The following is a 16,239-nucleotide window of genomic DNA, read 5'->3' on the forward strand; positions in this document are numbered from 1 at the left end:
GGGTGGACGCTGAGCCTCAATCGCTCCGTGACCTACGGAACGTACATTGAGCAACACGGTGAACCCGTAGCGACACCACGTTGCCGGCGCCCGGCCGGTGCCCGCCGGCCCCAACGACGGGGCGGCACCCGGTCAGGGACGGAAGGCCCCGCTTCTCCGACAAGACCGGTCCTGTCGGGCACCATCGCGCGCGCCCGTGGCGTTATGTCGGAGACGGTTGAGGCCGATGGGTCCCTCGGGACCGACGGCCACGGACAGGCAGAGAGCGAGCGGCGGATGAGCGGCGAGAGCGCCAGGCGGTTGCCGCCCCGTGTGGTGCCGATCGGGGCCGTCGCGCTCGCCGGGGCGCTGTACGCGGTCGCGACGCTGCTCGGCCGGACGGGCGGCGGACTGCCCGCCTGGACCGAGGTGGCCGCCGCCGCGGCCGCGGCCGCCGCGCTGTTCGTCGCGGTGCGTCCGCTGCCGTTCCGCGTCCGGCGCGAGACACCCGCCGACGGCGACCCCGACGCCGGGTCGGGGGCCGGATCCGGCGGCGGAGGGCCGCCCGCGGGGCCCCGCCGCGACCCGCGCCGCGACGCCTGGAGCTGGTTCGGCATCGCCGCGGCGTTCTGGCTGGCCGGGGCCACCGTCAACGTCGCCTCACCGGACCTGCTGTCGGCCAGCACCAAGGCGCTGACCCTGTCCGACCTGTTCTACCTGGCCTCCATCGCCGCGCTGACCACCGGGTTCATCGTCCCGGTGCGGCTGCCGCGCGAGGTGGGCACCTGGGTGCGGTACGTCGCCGACACGTACGTGTGCGTGGCCGCCCTGTTCGTACTGGGCTGGGTCGCCGAGTTCGGCCGGCTCTACCACCTGTCGGGGGAGTCGCCCGCCGAGTTCGTGCTGGAGCTGCTCTACCCGCTGGTCGGGGCGATGCTGGTGTGCGGGGCCCTGCCGTTCGTGTTGGGCGCCGCCCGTCCCTACCGGCCCGGCGCGTGGACCGCCTACGCCGGGCTGGTCGCCTTCGTCGCGGCCGACATCGTGTCCATGGTCGCCCGGCTGCGCGGCGAGGCCCCGGCCGACGACCCCGGCGACATCTCCCGGATCATCGGGCTGCTGCTGCTCGGGCTGGCCCCGTGGATCATGCCCGCGTCCGCCGAGGAGCCCGAGCCCGCCGAGGCCCCGGACGAGCCCGGCGGCCAGGGCCGCATGATCGGCCCCGGGCTGACCCCGGCGGCGGTGGCGGCGGCCGCGGCGCTGTTCGTCGCCGGTCACTCGCTGACCGGCTCGGAGGGGATCGAGCCCATCGTCTCGCTGGTGGCCGGCTCGGCCGCGCTGGTGCTGCTCGGCCGGCTGGCCGGGCTGCTGCGGGAGAACGACGGGCTGCGATACGCCGTGGACGCGGGCGAGGAGCACTTCCGGGCGCTCGCGGAGAGCATCAACGACGTGGTGCTGATCTGCGACCTGGAAGGGGTCGTCCAGTACGTCTCCGACGGGGCGTACCGCACGTACGAGCAGGGCCCCGACGACCTGCTCGGCAGATCGGTGTACGAGCTGATCCACCCCGAGGACCTGCCGGGGGTGGAGGAGGTCGCCCGGGAGTTCCTGGCGAGCGACCGGGCGGCGGTGCGGATCGCCTGCCGGGTCCGCGCCGCCGACGGCACCTGGCTGCCCACCGAGTCGACCCTGTCCCGCTACACCGGCTCCCGGATGCTGATCACCACCCGGGACCTGTCCGAGCAGGCCGCCCTACAGCGCCAGGTCACCCATCTGACCTTCCACGACGGCCTCACCGGGCTGCCCAACCGGGCCTACTTCGAGGAACGGGCCCGCGAGGTGGTCTCCCGCGACGCCGGGCCCGGCCCGATCGCCGTGGTGTTCGCCGACCTCGACGGGTTCACCGCCGTCAACGACTCCGCCGGGCACGCGGCGGGCGACCAGGTGCTCGCCCAGGCGGCCCGCCGGCTCCGCGCCGCCGTGCCCGCCGACGACACGGTGGCCCGCTGGGGCGGCGACGAGTTCGCGGTCCTGGTGGAGAACGCCGACGAGGCCCAGACGGTGGTGGAGCTGGCCGAGCGCCTGCTGCGGGTGCTGGCGGCCGAGCCGTACCGGGCGGGGGAGCGCGAGGTGGTGCTGAGCGCCAGCGTCGGCATCGCGTTCGCCGACAGCGATCTGGGCGGCGACGGCGACACCGGCGGGCGGCCGTCCGGTCGGCAGTCGGGCCCCGATCTGATCCGCAACGGCGACCTGGCGATGGCACGGGCCAAGGAGCTGGGCGGCGGCCGGGTGGAGGTCTTCGCCGCGCACATGCACGCCGACGTGGTCCGCCGGCTGGAGCTGGGCAGCGACCTGCAGCGGGCGCTGGCCGAGGAGCAGTTCGCCATCGAGTTCCAGCCGGTGGTCGAGCTGGCCACCTCCCGGGTCACCGGGGTCGAGGCGCTGGTGCGCTGGTGGCGCGGCGACGACTCGGTGCCGCCGCGGGAGTTCATCCGGCCCGCCGAGGAGTCCGGCCTGATGATCCCGCTGGGCGACTGGGTGCTGCGCGAGGCGTGCCGCCAGGTGGCCCGCTGGCGCGCCGAGTCCTGGGACGTGGGCCTGTCGGTCAACTTCACCGCCCGCCAGATCGCCGCCCCCCGCTTCGTGGAGTCGGTGGCCGCCGCGCTGGCCGAGACCGGGCTGCCGCCGCAGGCCCTCACCCTGGAGGTCAAGGAGGAGGTGCTCGTCGAGGACGCCGGGCACAACGTCGAACGGCTCAGCGCGCTGCGCGACCTGGGTGTCCGGCTGGCCATCGACGACTTCGGCACTGGCTACGCCTCCCTGGCCTACCTGGGGCAGCTCCCGGTGGACGTGATCAAGATCGACCCGTCGTTCGTGGCCGGGCTGGGCCGCGACGAGACGTTGAGCCTGCTGACCCGCACCATCGTCCGGCTCGGCCGCGACCTGGGGCTGACCGTGGTGGCCGAGGGCATCGAACGGCCCGAGCAGTTGGAGCTGCTGCGCGAGATGGAGTGCCCGCGCGGCCAGGGCTTCCTGGTGGCCCGGCCGATGTCGGCGGGCCCCGCCGAGTCGCTGCTGCGCACCAACCTGACCGAGGGCGGGGCGAGGCTTCCGAACGGTCCCCACGGACCCGACGGGCCGAACGGGCCGAACGGGCACGGCGGGCCCGACGGTCCGGACGGGCCCGGGGTGCCGCTGCACGGGCCGGCGCTGTCCCCGGGCTGAGCGTCTCGGATCGTGAGACGATGCGTCCACGGATTTGACCCCGGCGGAGAAGTCGGCGAAGGTGTATCCGTGCAGAGCATCCCCATGATCCTCGTAGTACTCGGTCGGCGCGCAGGCTGACCGAGTCGCTTCGCCTGCGCGCTCCCCTCGACCGCCCCACCCGGCGCGAGGGGTTTTTTGTTGGCCAGGATCACTCTCCCACCCAAGGAAAAGGCATGACGACCGAACAGATGACGGGAGCTCAGGCGCTCATCCGGGCCCTGGAGAACGTCGGGGTCGACACCGTGTTCGGCATCCCCGGGGGAGCGATCCTCCCGGCCTACGACCCCCTCTTCGACTCCCAGAAGGTGCGGCACATCCTGGTCCGGCACGAGCAGGGCGCCGGGCACGCCGCACAGGGCTACGCCATGGTGACCGGCAAGGTCGGCGTGTGCATGGCGACCAGCGGCCCGGGCGCGACCAACCTGGTGACGCCCATCTCCGACGCCTACATGGACTCCGTCCCGATGGTGGCGATCACCGGCCAGGTGCCCAGCGCGGCCATCGGCACGGACGCGTTCCAGGAGGCCGACATCGCCGGCATCACGATGCCGATCACCAAGCACAACTTCCTCGTCACCGACCCCCGCGACATCGGGCGCACCATCGCCGAGGCGTTCCACATCGCCTCCACCGGTCGCCCCGGGCCCGTCCTGGTGGACATCTCCAAGGACGCGCTCCAGTCCACGTTCGACTTCGTCTGGCCCGAGCCGATGCAGCTCCCCGGCTACCGGCCGGTGACCCGCCCGCACTCCAAGCAGGTCCGCGAGGCGGCCCGGCTGCTCACCCGGGCGAGCCGCCCGGTGCTGTACGTCGGCGGCGGCGTGATCAAGGCGGGCGCGGCGGCCGAGCTGAAGGTGCTGGCCGAGCTGACCGGCGCCCCGGTCGTCACCACCCTGATGGCCAAGGGCGCGCTGCCCGACAGCCACCCGCTGCACATGGGCATGCCCGGCATGCACGGCTCCGTCGGCGCGGTCGGCGCCCTGCAGCGCTCGGACCTGCTGGTGGCGCTGGGCGCCCGCTTCGACGACCGGGTCACCGGCCGGCTGGACAGCTTCGCCGCCGAGGCCAAGATCGTCCACGCGGACATCGACCCCGCCGAGATCTCCAAGAACCGGCACGCCGACGTCCCGATCGTCGGCGACGCCCGCGAGGTCATCGCCGACCTGATCGTGGCGGTGCAGGCCGAGCACGAGGCCGGCCGGCGCGGCGACTACGAGGCCTGGTGGAAGCAGTTGGACGCCTGGCGGCGGACGTACCCGCTGGGCTACGACCAGCCCGCCGACGGGTCGCTGTCCCCGCAGTACGTGATCGAGCGGATCGGCGAGCTCGTCGGCCCCGACGCGTACTACGTGGCGGGTGTCGGCCAGCACCAGATGTGGGCCGCCCAGTTCATCAAGTACGAGCGGCCGGGCGCGTTCCTCAACTCCGGCGGCGCGGGCACCATGGGCTACGCCGTCCCGGCGGCGATGGGCGCCAAGGTCGGCGCGCCCGACACCGAGGTCTGGGCGATCGACGGCGACGGCTGCTTCCAGATGACCAACCAGGAACTGGCCACCTGCGCGGTCGAGGGCATCCCCGTCAAGATCGCGATCATCAACAACGGCAACCTCGGCATGGTCCGCCAGTGGCAGACCCTGTTCTACAACGAGCGCTACTCCAACACGAACCTGGCCACCCTGCCGACCACCAAGCGGATCCCCGACTTCGTGAAGCTCGCGGAGGCGTACGGTTGCGTGGGGCTCCGCTGCGAGCGGCCCGAGGACGTCGAGGACACCATCCGCAAGGCGATGGAGATCAACGACGCCCCGGTGGTCATCGACTTCGTCGTCCACGAGGACGCCATGGTCTGGCCCATGGTCGCCGCCGGAACGAGCAACGACGACATCAAGATCGCTCAGGACATGGCTCCTGAGTGGGAGAACGGAGACTGACCGCGATGAGCCGTCACACGCTCTCGGTGCTGGTGGAGAACAAACCGGGCATCCTCGCCCGGGTCGCGGCCCTGTTCTCCCGGCGCGGCTTCAACATCGACTCGCTGGCCGTCGGGACCACCGAACACCCGGAGATCTCCCGGATGACCATCGTGGTCAACGTGGAGGAACTCCCGCTGGAGCAGGTCACCAAGCAGCTCAACAAGCTCGTCAACGTGCTGAAGATCGTCGAGCTGGACCAGTCCGCCTCGGTGCAGCGCGAACTGATCCTGGTCAAGGTGCGGGCCGACGCGGAGACCCGCTCCCAGGTGCTGGAGACCGTCCAACTGTTCCGCGCCAAGGTCGTCGACGTGGCCCCCGACGCGGTCACCATCGAGGCCACCGGCAACCGCGACAAGCTGGAGGCGCTGATCCGCGTCCTGGAGCCGTTCGGCATCAAGGAGCTGGTCCAGTCCGGCATGGTGGCCATCGGCCGCGGCGCCCGTTCCATCACCGACCGATCCCTGCGCGCGCTCGACCGCAGCGCCTGACATTCAGAAGAGAAGGGCACACGCAAGTGGCTGAAATGTTCTACGACAACGATGCCGACCTGAGCGTCATCCAGGGCCGGCACGTGGCCGTGATCGGGTACGGCAGCCAGGGGCACGCGCACGCGCTGTCGCTGCGGGACTCGGGCGTGGACGTCAGGGTCGGTCTCAAGGAGGGCTCGGCGAGCCGCGAGAAGGCCGAGGCCGACGGGCTGCGGGTCGTCACCCCCGCCGAGGCGGCCGAGGAGGCCGACCTGATCATGATCCTCGCGCCGGACCACGTCCAGCGCGACCTGTACACCAACGACATCAAGCCGGCGCTGGTCGAGGGCGACGCCCTCTTCTTCGGGCACGGCCTCAACATCCGGTACGGCCTCATCGAGGCCCCCCAGGGCGTGGACGTCGCCATGGTGGCGCCCAAGGGCCCCGGCCACCTCGTCCGCCGCCAGTTCACCGCCGGTCGCGGCGTGCCCGTCCTGGTCGCCGTCGAGAACGACGCCACCGGCAACGCCTGGCCGCTCGTGCTGTCGTACGCCAAGGGCATCGGCGGCCTGCGCGCCGGCGGCATCAAGACCACCTTCACCGAGGAGACCGAGACCGACCTGTTCGGCGAGCAGGCCGTGCTGTGCGGCGGCGTCTCCGAGCTGATCAAGGCCGGGTTCGAGACCCTGATCGAGGCCGGCTACCAGCCCGAGGTCGCCTACTTCGAGTGCCTGCACGAGATGAAGCTGATCGTCGACCTCATGTACGAGGGCGGCGTCCAGAAGATGTACTGGTCGGTGTCCGACACCGCCGAGTTCGGCGGATACACCCGCGGACCGCGCGTGGTCACGCCGGAGACCAAGGTCGAGATGAAGCGGATCCTGGCCGAGATCCAGTCCGGCGAGTTCGCCAAGGAGCTGGTGAACGAGTTCGACGGCGGCCAGGTCAACCACCTGAAGTACCGCGAGGAGCTCGGCAACCACCCGATCGAGCAGACGGGTGCCAAGCTGCGCCCGATGATGAGCTGGCTCTCTGACTGAGTGTGGGGGGCGACCCCCCACACCCCCCGCGCCCGGTCTTGAGATCTTCGGGCGGGCGGCCCTGCGCCGGCGCAGGGCCGCCCGCCCGAAGGACCGGGCATGGTGGGGGGTTGCGGTCAGGGCCACTCGTACCTTTGCTTGTGAGGGCCATGGGACCCGCACGGTGCCCGGGCACCGTGCGGGTTCGCTCGTCGTCAGCGGGGCTTCAGGCGGCGGAGGATCCTGGTCCTCAAGGGGACGGGGAGTCGCGTGCCGCCGACCTTGATCGCCAGGTGGCCGCCCTCGGTGAAGTACGCGGTGGCGGCGGTCGGGCCCTCGGGCAGTCGGATCCGGCGGAACATCGGCTCGGTCCGCACGCTCGGCTCCCTCGTTCCGCCGAACCGCGCCTGCCGGCTGATGCCGTGCACGGTGACGGCCACATAGGCGTCCCAGCGACCCATGCCGACCTGTGCGGACTCGAGCAGGGCCTCGAAGCCCGCGTCCCGGGGCGTGGTGGGGAAGCGGTGCTCGGTGCCGGCCGTCCGCTCGCGCAGGATCAGCTCCGTCAGCACCTCGCGGGCCTCGACCCGTTCCAGGGCGGCCCAGCCGCGGACCCGCAATCGCTCGCCCTGCCAGCCGACCGCGTCCAGCCGGTGGCCGGCGCGCACCTCGCCGGTGATGTCGGCGTCCTGGCGGGGCACGCCGCGCAGGTAGGGGTAGACGGCGTACACCCGACCGCCGACCACCACGGCGCCCTCCCGCCGGCCCTCGACCTCGTCGCGGATCATGCGTTCCAGCTCGTCGACCAGCCCGTGGCGGATGCAGAACGCGCGCATCCGGAGGGCGGACGGGAGCGCGGCGCGCACGTCGTCGCCCGGCCCCTCGCCCAGCAGGCGCCGCGTCTCCCGCACCAGGCGGCGGCGGTCGTCGGCGTCGAGGTCGAGGAACCGGTGGTCGTAGGCGCGCAGCGTGTCGTGCAGCACGTCGGCCTCGGGCTGCGTCATCGCGGCTCTCCAGGACTGCGTTCGGATGGGGCGAGGGTCACGGTAGACGCTCGCGCGACGCGGTGCCGCGCAGATCCGCCGGGCGTGTCGATCGCGATGTCGCCGGCCGTCCGCGATGTTGCGACCGGGCATACTTGGTATGCATACTGCGTATGTGTCCATCCGTCATGGAATTCTCGCCCTGCTGTCCCACGGGCCCCGGTACGGCTACCAACTGCGGGCCGAGTTCGAGTCCTCCACGGGCTCGACCTGGCCGCTGAACATCGGTCAGGTCTACTCGACCCTGTCCCGGCTCGAACGCGACGGGCTGGTGGTCCGCGGTGAGGCCGACGCCGAGGGCCGGTTCGTCCACCGGATCACCGAGGCCGGCCTGGACGACGTCCGCCGCTGGTTCCTCACCCCCGTCGCCCGCGCCGACCGGCCCCGCGACGAGCTGGCCATCAAGCTGGCCATGGCCGTCACCGCGCCGCGTGTCGACGTCGCCGAGGTCGTCCAGTCCCAGCGCACCGCCACCCTGCGCACCCTGCGGGATCTGACCCGCCTCAAGGCCGACGCCCCGGCGATGCCCGACGACCCGGCCGACCGGGCCTGGCGGCTGGTGCTGGAGTCCATGATCTTCCAGGCGGAGGCCGAGGTGCGGTGGCTGGACCACTGCGAGGCGTTCGTCGCCCGCGCCGGCGCGCCCCCGCCGCCCGCCGTTCCGGACGCCGTCGCCGACCGCCCGAAGAAGGGGTCCCGCCGATGAACGTGCTGCACCTGCAGGCCGTCTCCCGCGTCCACGGCGCGGCCGACCGGGCCGTGCACGCGCTGCGCGACGTCGGCCTGTCCGTCGCCCCCGGCGAGTTCGTCGCGGTGATGGGCCCGTCGGGCTCCGGCAAGTCGACCCTGCTCGCGCTGGCCGGCGGGCTGGACACGCCGACGTCCGGGCGGGTCGAGGTCGAGGGCGTCGACCTGGCGTCGCTGAGCCGGGCCGCGCTGTCGGCGGCGCGCCGCCGACGGATCGGGTACGTCTTCCAGGACCTGAACCTGATCCCCGCCCTCACCGCGGCCGAGAACGTGATGCTGCCCCGCGAACTCGACGGCGTGCGCGTTCGCCGGGCCCGTCGGGAGGCCGTCGCCGCCCTTCACGAGGTGGGAGTCGGCGACCTGGCCGACCGCTTCCCCGACGAGATGTCCGGCGGCCAGCAGCAGCGGGTGGCGATCGCCCGCGCCCTGGTCGGCGACCGCCGGCTGGTGCTCGCCGACGAGCCCACCGGCGCCCTCGACACCCGGACCGGCGAGGAGGTCATGCGCCTGCTGCGGACGCGCTGCGACGCCGGGGCGGCCTGCCTGATGGTCACCCACGAGTCCCGGCACGCCGCCTGGGCCGACCGGGTGGTGTTCCTGCGCGACGGCAGCATCGTCGACGGCACCGGCGCGCGGCCCGGTCCGGAGAGCCTGCTGGAGGGGTCCCGATGAACCTGGGCGGCCATCGCGTCGCGTTCCGCATCGCCCGCCGGGACGCGCTGCGGGCCAAGGGACGCAGCATCCTGGTCCTGTGCATGATCGCGGTGCCGGTCACCGCGATCGTCGCGCTGGGCGTCTTCTACAACACCGGCGAGTGGAGCGCCCGCGAGCGTCTGCCCCACGACCTCGGGCACGCCGACGCCCGCCTGATCTCGATCGGCCACGGCCCCATCGAACAGGACGCCACGGGGGAGGTGATCACCAGCGGGGACGATCCCGGCGGGGCGGGGGAGCGGCGCACGACCGCGGAGATCGCCCCCCTGGTGACCGGGCGCTTCGGCCCGGACGCCCGGGTGCTGGTCCGGGAGACCTCCGGCGTCCAGGTCCAGACGTCCCGCGGGTACCTCAGGGTCGACACGCGCGGGGTGGACCTGCGCGACCCCATCGCCGAGGGCATGCTCGACGTGACCGCGGGACGCCCTCCGGCCACCGCGGGGGAGGTCGCGGTCTCGTCCGGGCTGCGCGACCAGGGCTTTCCGATCGGCGGCACGGTCCGGACCCGATCCGGGCACACGCTGACGGTGGTGGGACACGTCGCGGACCCGCTCTCTCGCCGGGACGAGGCCATCCTCCAGGTGCTCCCCGGCACCGGCATCGCCGCCGAGTCGACCACCACCCTCGGTTGGCTGATCGACGCCGGGCGGCCCGTCACCTGGCAGGACGTGCGGGCCCTCAACCGGTTCGGTCTCGTCGTCACCTCCGCCGAGGTCGTTCGCCACCCTCCGGCCGAGGCCCCCTCGGCGACCGACGGCGGCTCCTCCGCCGCGACCGTGGCGGTGTTCGCCATGGCGATCTCGATGATCGTGCTGGAGGTGGTGCTGCTCGCCGGGCCCGCGTTCGCGGTCGGGCTGCGCCGGCAGCGCCGCCTGCTCGCCCTGGTGCGGGCCGCCGGCGGCGACGCCTCCCATCTGCGCGGCATCGTGCTCGCCGGCGGAGCGGTGATCGGCGCCGCCGCGGCGGTGCTGGGCGCGGTGGCCGGGCTGGGCCTGGCCGCCCTGGCGTCCGAGGTCGTCCACCGCGCCACCGACAGGTCGTTCGGCCCTTACGACGTGCGGTGGCCGCTCGTCGCGGCACCGATGGCGCTGGGTGCGCTGAGCGGTCTGCTCGCGGCGTACGTGCCGGCGCGGCAGGCGGCGCGCATGGACGTGGTCGCGGCGTTGGCGGGACGGCGCGAGCCCTTCCGCGAACGCCGGGGGTGGCCGCTGGTGGGCGCCTGCGTCGTCGCCGTCGGCGTGGCGCTGAGCGTGATCGGGGTGCGCCAATGGAGGGAGTTCGGCGCGGCCTTCGGCGCCGTCGCCATCGTCATCGGCTGCGTGATGCTCGCCCCCTGGCTCGTCGGGCTCACCGGCCGCGCCGCCGGGCGGCTGCCGCTGCCGCTGCGCCTGGCGGTGCGGGACAACGCCCGCAACCGGGCCCGCAGCGGTCCCGCGGTGGCCGCCATCATGGCGGCGGTCGCGGGGGTGACAACGCTGGCCATCGGGGGCGCCAGCGACTTCTCCCAGCGCCGCATCGAGTATCGGCCGACCCTTCCCGAGGGCTCGGCCATGCTCCGGAGCCACCCGGACCACGACACCCGCATCCGCGCCGCCCTGGTGCGCGAACTGCCCGGGGTGCCGGTCCGCGAGGCGCGATCCCTGACGCCGCCGGACGACTGCGCGGAACGGAGAAGGGCCTGCACGCTGCTGGAACTCGTTCCCGGCGGGGCGTCCCGAGACCGGTCGCTGCAGGACCGGACGCTCGTCGGGGGGCCTGACGTGCTCCGCCTCCTGCTCGGCCGGGATGATCCGCGAGCCGCCGCCGCGCTGCGGGCGGGCTCGGTCGTCCTGCTGGGAGGCGAGCGGTCCGACGGCCCGATGAGGGCCGCGATCCTGAAGTCCGACGGCGCCGACGGACAGGGCGGCCTCAGGACGCGCACGGTGCGCACCGTGCGGCTGCCGGCACTGACCCTGCCGGACCACGTCGACCACGGCTCGGCCCTGCTGTCGCCCGAGACCGCCGCACGGCTCGGGGTGCCGACCTCGTACGGGTTCCACGCGGTCGACAGGGTCGACCACCGGATCACCGTCGCGGAGCAACGGCGGATCGACGAACGCGTCACCGCCGCCCTGCCCGAGGACTCGGTCGACGGGCTCTATGTCGAACGCGGGTTCACCGAGTCGTTCGCGACGCCGTTGCTGGCGCTCGCCCTGGCCGGAGGGGTCCTGGTCTTCGGCGGCTCGCTCATCGTCACCGGCCTGTCCGCCGCCGACGCCCGACCCGACCTGACGACCCTCGCGGCCGTCGGAGCCCGGCCGCGCACCCGCCGACTGCTGGCCATGGGTCAGGCGGGTGTCGTGGCCCTGCTCGGATGCTGGCTCGGCATCGCGGCCGGACTCGTGCCGGGCGTCTCGGTGGCGTACCCGCTCACCGTGGACGGGGCGGCGGCCCCGCCGGCCGGAGTCGGCGCGGTGCCGGCCCACGGTCTGGTGCTCGACATCCCGTGGTCGCTGCTGACCGCCGTCGGTCTGGGGGTCCCGCTCCTGGTCGCGGTGACGGCCGGCCTGCTCACCCGGTCGGGGCCGATCGCCGCCCGGCGCTCGGTCTGAGCCCTCCGACCGGCGGGAGCCGGGCACGGGTGATCGTGCCGCACGGGGACGCCCCGCGGCATGATCACCCGGTTCCGGCGGTCAAGATCGGTCCCGAAATGGCCCCGAGGAGGGTCACGGCCCGCGGCGGCCCTCCGGTGGACGGTTCCGCTCGGCGTGTCGGGGCTCCCACCAGGGGTTCTCGTGATCGTTCCCGCACCGGCGGGACGGTGCCGGCGGGTCGTGTGCCGGTATGGCGCTCCTTACGAATTCGGGTCGAACGGCCCCCGAAGCCGCCCGGCACGGGGGAGATGCCAATATCATTCGGCGAGTAACCCGACGGAGCCCGGGAGGCGCCCACCTCACCGAGGGCCACCTGGCTCCACAGAGTCGATGCGCGCACGCCCCCGCGGATCGGGTGGTGGACGTCTCGTGCGCGTCGGGGTGCCGGTTCCCCAGACCCGCAGGAGGTCACCGTGCGAGCTCGGTTGTTCGAGCACCGGGTCTTCCTGCCGTTGTTGCTGCTGGCGGCGGTCCTGCGCGTGGTGACGATGCTGGGCTACCAGTCGGTCATGTGGTTCCCCGACTCCTACGACTACGTGGGCGCGGCGCAGCGGATGGAGCCGGGGCTGATCCGGCCGAGCGGCTACCCGCTGCTGTTGTGGCTGGTCGAGGATCTGCACAGCCTGGTGGTGGTCGCCGCCCTGCAGCATCTGATGGGCCTGGGCGTCGCGGTGATGATCTACGGGCTGCTGCGCCGCCGGTTCGGGGCTCCGGGGTGGGTCGCCTCCCTGGCGGCCGTGCCCGTGCTCTTCGACGCGTTCCAGATCCAACTGGAGCACATGGTCCTGTCGGACACGCTGTTCGTGTTCCTGGTGGTGGCGGCGGTCTGCGTCCTGATGGGCGAGCGGCTGGGCACCCGGCAGGCGGCGCTGGCGGGCTCGCTGCTGGGCCTGGCGGCGCTCACCCGGTCGGTGGGCATCCCGCTGCTCATGATCGGCGTCGTGTACCTCGCGGTCCGGCGCGCCGGGTGGCGTCCCGTGGTCACGCTGGTGGCCACCTGCGCCCTGCCGATCGTCTGCTACCTGCAGTGGTACAACGCCCACCACGGCAGGCTGGAGCTCACCCGCAGCTCCGGCGTCTTCCTGTACAGCCGGTCGATGGCGTTCGCCGACTGCGAGAAGATGCGCCCGCCCGCCGAGGAGATGCCGCTGTGCGTGGCGGCCGACCCGGACAACCGCAAGGCGGCGGGCTCGTACGTGTGGGGCCCGTTCGCCCCCGTGCGGCGCATCCCCGGCGGCGCGTTCAACGAGGAGCAGAACCGGCTGGCGGGGTCGTTCGCCAAGCGGGCCATGCTGGCCCAGCCCGGCGACTACCTGCGGATCGTCGCGATCGACGTGGCGCGCACCTTCCAGTGGGGGCACCCGGTGTACCCCGAGGAGTTCACCTACAGCCACTACCTGTTCCGGGACACCGCCGTACGGCCGCCCGAGCACGTGATCCCGACGCTGCAGGCGTACCAGCCCGGGCGGGTCACCACCAAGGTCGTCGACCCGTACGCCGGGTTCATGCAGGGCTACCAGCGGCACGTCTACCTGCGCGGCAGCGTGCTCGGCCTCATCCTGGCCGCCGGGCTCGCGTGGGCCTTCGCCGGGCGGCGCAGAGGGGCCGGCGTGGCCCTGCTGCCGTGGTCGCTGTCGGGCGTGCTGATCGTGGTCCCGGCGGCGACCGCCCAGTTCGACTACCGGTACGCGCTGGCGGCGGTGCCGCTGGCCTGCCTGGCGGCGGGCGCGGCGTTCTGCCGGGGCGGCCGGGGCGCGCCCGGGGCGGCCGCGCCGTCGGCGGGTCCCGAGGACGCCCCGGCGGACCGCGACACCGCCGACGCGGCAGGCGCCTCCGAGTCGCGCGAGGAGAGCCCCGTCGGAGTGTCCTGACCCGATCGGGGCATTCGGTGCGTTCTGGGAGGTGTTGCCCGGCGGGTCATGGCCCGGCGTCCGGGGGCGACTAGACTCCCCCTACGGGGCGAGGATCACGAGGGGGTGGGCTCGCTGACCTCTGCTACTCACACCACCACATCCAAAGGACTTTCCTTGAGCAAGCCTGTCGTCCTCGTAGCCGAAGAACTCTCACCGGCCGGAATCGAGGTGCTGTCGGCCGACTTCGACGTCCGCCACATCGACGGCGCCGACCGCTCCGCCCTGCTGCCCGCCGTCGCCGACGTGGACGCGCTGATCGTGCGCAGCGCCACCAAGGTCAACGCCGAGGTGTTCGAGCACGCCAAGAGGCTGCGCGTGGTCGCGCGCGCCGGGGTCGGGCTCGACAACGTCGACGTCGAGGCGGCCACCAAGGCCGGCGTCATGGTGGTGAACGCCCCCACCTCCAACATCGTCACCGCCGCGGAGCACGCCATCGCGCTGCTCCTGGCCACCGCTCGGAACGTGCCACAGGGCCACTCGGCCCTCAAGCAGGGCGAGTGGAAGCGCTCCAAGTACACCGGCGTCGAGCTGCAGGGCAAGACCGCCGGCGTGCTGGGCCTGGGCCGCATCGGCGTGCTGGTCGCCCAGCGGCTGGCGGCCTTCGACATGGAGGTCATCGCCTACGACCCCTACGTGCAGGCCGCCCGCGCCGCGCAACTGGGTGTCAAGCTGGTGGCCCTCGACGAGCTGCTGCGCGAGAGCGACTTCATCTCCGTCCACCTGCCCAAGACCCCCGAGACGCTCGGCCTGATCGGCGACAAGGAGCTGCGCGAGGTCAAGCCGTCCGTCCGGATCGTCAACGCGGCCCGTGGCGGCATCGTCGACGAGAACGCCCTCGACCTGGCCCTCAAGGACGGTCGGGTGGCCGGCGCCGGGCTGGACGTGTTCTCCAGCGAGCCCTGCACCGACAGCCCGCTGTTCCACCACGACAACGTGGTCGTCACCCCGCACCTCGGCGCCAGCACCCACGAGGCGCAGGAGAAGGCCGGCACCCAGGTCGCCCGCTCGGTCAAGCTCGCCCTCGGCGGCGAGTTCGTCCCCGACGCGGTGAACGTCCAGGGCGGCGCGGTCGCCGAGGACGTCAAGCCGGGCCTGCCGCTGGCCGAGAAGCTCGGCCGCATCTTCACCGCCCTGGCCGGCGGCGTGCCGGTCCGCCTGGACGTGGTCGTCCGCGGCGAGATCACCTCGCACGACGTCAAGGTCCTGGAGCTGGCCGCCCTCAAGGGCGTCTTCCTGGACGTGGTGGAGGAGGCGGTGACGTTCGTCAACGCCCCGCTGCTCGCCCGCGACCGCGGTGTCGAGGTGACCCTCACCACCAGCGAGGACAGCCCCGACTGGCGCAACGTGGTCCAGGTCCGCGGCACCATGGCCGACGGCTCCGTCGTCTCGGTCTCCGGCACCCTCACCGGCCCCAAGCACATCGAGCGGATCGTCGAGATCAACGGCTACGACATGGAGCTGGTCCCCTCCGGCCACATGGCGTTCTTCACCTACACCGACCGCCCCGGCATCGTCGGCGTGGTGGGCAAGCTGCTCGGCGACACCCAGGTCAACATCGCGAGCATGCAGGTCGGCCGGAACGCCAAGGGTGGCAAGGCCCTCATCGCCCTCACGGTCGACTCCACCATCACCCCGGACCTCCTCGAGGCCATCCGCGGCGAGATCGGCGCCGACATGGGCCGCCGCGTCGACCTGGACGGCAACTGACCCACCCCGCACGATCCCGCACCACCTTGCAACACCCCGAACGCCCCCGGCCCGCCCAAGCCCGCCGGGGGCGTTCCGCATCCCCGGCCCCACCAGAGAAAACTCCGGCCCCGACAGGAGTCCACGTATTACGCCCGGGTAACCTCGCAGGTGAGAGGCGGCCCCCTCATGGCGACCCTGTGAAGCCGCCGCGGACCGACACCACGCCGTCCCCAGACCGGGACCGCCCGGGCACATCCGGCCGCGAGCACCCCGCAGCACCCATCTCACAGCACCCACGGAGCCACCATGAACCACGCCCAGCAACCCGAGACCGACCCCCGCGAAGAGGCCGCCAAGGCCCTCCAGGCCGCCCTCGACCGCCGCGACAACGGCGGCCGCACCCCCCGCTGACCGAACCCCGACCGTCCATGCCACGGGCCTCATCGACTCCGGCGCCCGACCCACCATGCCGCGTCGTGGGCCCCGATGGTGTGGACGCCCATCCCCCCTCGCCGCTGTGACCCGGCCCCGTGCCCTCGTCGATCTCCGCTGCGCGAGAACCTCGCCGCCCCCGGCGCCGTGGGCACCCGCGAGTGGGCCCGCGTGGTCTGGACTGAGGAGGCTTTCAAGATCGCGAGGAGCGAGCGATCTTGAAAACGACGAGGGAAGACCGCGCGTCACAGGCCCGCTCGCCGTCGCGCCGGAGGCGCGAGCATGAGCCCGCCCGGCCCGCAGACAGCGGTCAGGTTGCGCGGGCCGGGTCGGAGTCGGTGGCACGCATCCCGGGCGGCGTTTCCG

General features: G+C 73.1%; 10 protein-coding genes. 9 read left to right on the forward strand and 1 reads right to left on the reverse strand.

Annotated features, from left to right (window positions below):
- Positions 1–276: 276 nt before the first annotated feature.
- The 4 genes from DFJ69_RS21965 to ilvC all read left to right on the forward strand — a co-directional run bounded on the left by DFJ69_RS21965 (position 277) and on the right by ilvC (position 6,723).
- The gene (locus tag DFJ69_RS21965) at positions 277–3,201 is read left to right on the forward strand and encodes a putative bifunctional diguanylate cyclase/phosphodiesterase (protein WP_116024346.1); all 2,925 of its coding nucleotides are present in this window, start codon (positions 277–279) and stop codon (positions 3,199–3,201) included.
- A 134-nt stretch (positions 3,202–3,335) separates the two neighbouring features.
- Positions 3,336–5,174 carry an acetolactate synthase large subunit gene (locus DFJ69_RS21970; protein WP_281275947.1) on the forward strand — a complete coding sequence of 613 codons (1,839 nt, stop codon included), beginning with the start codon at positions 3,336–3,338 and terminating at the stop codon, positions 5,172–5,174.
- 5 nt (positions 5,175–5,179) lie between these two features.
- On the forward strand, positions 5,180–5,704 hold the full coding sequence (ilvN, locus tag DFJ69_RS21975; RefSeq protein WP_116024348.1) for an acetolactate synthase small subunit: 525 nt from the start codon (positions 5,180–5,182) through the stop codon (positions 5,702–5,704).
- Between the two features lie 35 nt (positions 5,705–5,739).
- Positions 5,740–6,723 (forward strand): ketol-acid reductoisomerase, encoded by a 984-nt coding sequence (gene ilvC, locus DFJ69_RS21980; protein WP_116024349.1) that lies wholly within the window; start codon positions 5,740–5,742, stop codon positions 6,721–6,723.
- Positions 6,724–6,917: 194 nt separating this feature from the next.
- On the opposite strand, the gene DFJ69_RS21985 is transcribed toward ilvC, so the two are convergent.
- Positions 6,918–7,706 (reverse strand): hypothetical protein, encoded by a 789-nt coding sequence (locus tag DFJ69_RS21985; protein WP_245974514.1) that lies wholly within the window; start codon positions 7,704–7,706, stop codon positions 6,918–6,920.
- 154 nt (positions 7,707–7,860) lie between these two features.
- Between DFJ69_RS21985 and DFJ69_RS21990 the strand changes: the two genes are divergently transcribed.
- The 5 genes from DFJ69_RS21990 to serA all read left to right on the forward strand — a co-directional run bounded on the left by DFJ69_RS21990 (position 7,861) and on the right by serA (position 15,459).
- Positions 7,861–8,451 carry a PadR family transcriptional regulator gene (locus tag DFJ69_RS21990; protein ID WP_116024350.1) on the forward strand — a complete coding sequence of 197 codons (591 nt, stop codon included), beginning with the start codon at positions 7,861–7,863 and terminating at the stop codon, positions 8,449–8,451.
- Positions 8,448–9,164 carry an ABC transporter ATP-binding protein gene (locus tag DFJ69_RS21995; RefSeq protein WP_116024351.1) on the forward strand — a complete coding sequence of 239 codons (717 nt, stop codon included), beginning with the start codon at positions 8,448–8,450 and terminating at the stop codon, positions 9,162–9,164. The genes DFJ69_RS21990 and DFJ69_RS21995 overlap by 4 nt, the downstream gene beginning before the upstream one ends.
- Positions 9,161–11,797 (forward strand): FtsX-like permease family protein, encoded by a 2,637-nt coding sequence (locus DFJ69_RS22000; RefSeq protein ID WP_116024352.1) that lies wholly within the window; start codon positions 9,161–9,163, stop codon positions 11,795–11,797. The genes DFJ69_RS21995 and DFJ69_RS22000 overlap by 4 nt, the downstream gene beginning before the upstream one ends.
- A 455-nt stretch (positions 11,798–12,252) precedes the next feature.
- Complete coding sequence (locus tag DFJ69_RS22005; protein WP_147312389.1) at positions 12,253–13,710, forward strand: glycosyltransferase family protein; 1,458 nt, start codon at positions 12,253–12,255, stop codon at positions 13,708–13,710.
- A 156-nt stretch (positions 13,711–13,866) separates the two neighbouring features.
- A complete protein-coding gene (gene serA, locus DFJ69_RS22010) occupies positions 13,867–15,459 on the forward strand; it encodes a phosphoglycerate dehydrogenase (RefSeq protein ID WP_116024354.1) in 1,593 nt (530 codons plus the stop codon).
- The last annotated feature ends 780 nt before the right edge of the window (positions 15,460–16,239 follow it).

The sequence above is a fragment of the Thermomonospora umbrina genome (genome assembly GCF_003386555.1).
In the GTDB taxonomy this organism is placed as follows: Bacteria; Actinomycetota; Actinomycetes; order Streptosporangiales; family Streptosporangiaceae; genus Thermomonospora; species Thermomonospora umbrina.

What these genes read in the sequence shown, in the direction of transcription:
- DFJ69_RS21985 (WP_245974514.1), bottom strand. Translation starts at nt 7,706, where the DNA reads ATGACGCAGCCCGAGGCCGACGTGCTGCACGACACGCTGCGCGCCTAC.
- ilvC (WP_116024349.1), top strand. Translation starts at nt 5,740, where the DNA reads ATGTTCTACGACAACGATGCCGACCTGAGCGTCATCCAGGGCCGGCAC.
- DFJ69_RS21965 (WP_116024346.1), top strand. Translation starts at nt 277, where the DNA reads ATGAGCGGCGAGAGCGCCAGGCGGTTGCCGCCCCGTGTGGTGCCGATC.
- DFJ69_RS22000 (WP_116024352.1), top strand. Translation starts at nt 9,161, where the DNA reads ATGAACCTGGGCGGCCATCGCGTCGCGTTCCGCATCGCCCGCCGGGAC.
- DFJ69_RS21995 (WP_116024351.1), top strand. Translation starts at nt 8,448, where the DNA reads ATGAACGTGCTGCACCTGCAGGCCGTCTCCCGCGTCCACGGCGCGGCC.
- ilvN (WP_116024348.1), top strand. Translation starts at nt 5,180, where the DNA reads ATGAGCCGTCACACGCTCTCGGTGCTGGTGGAGAACAAACCGGGCATC.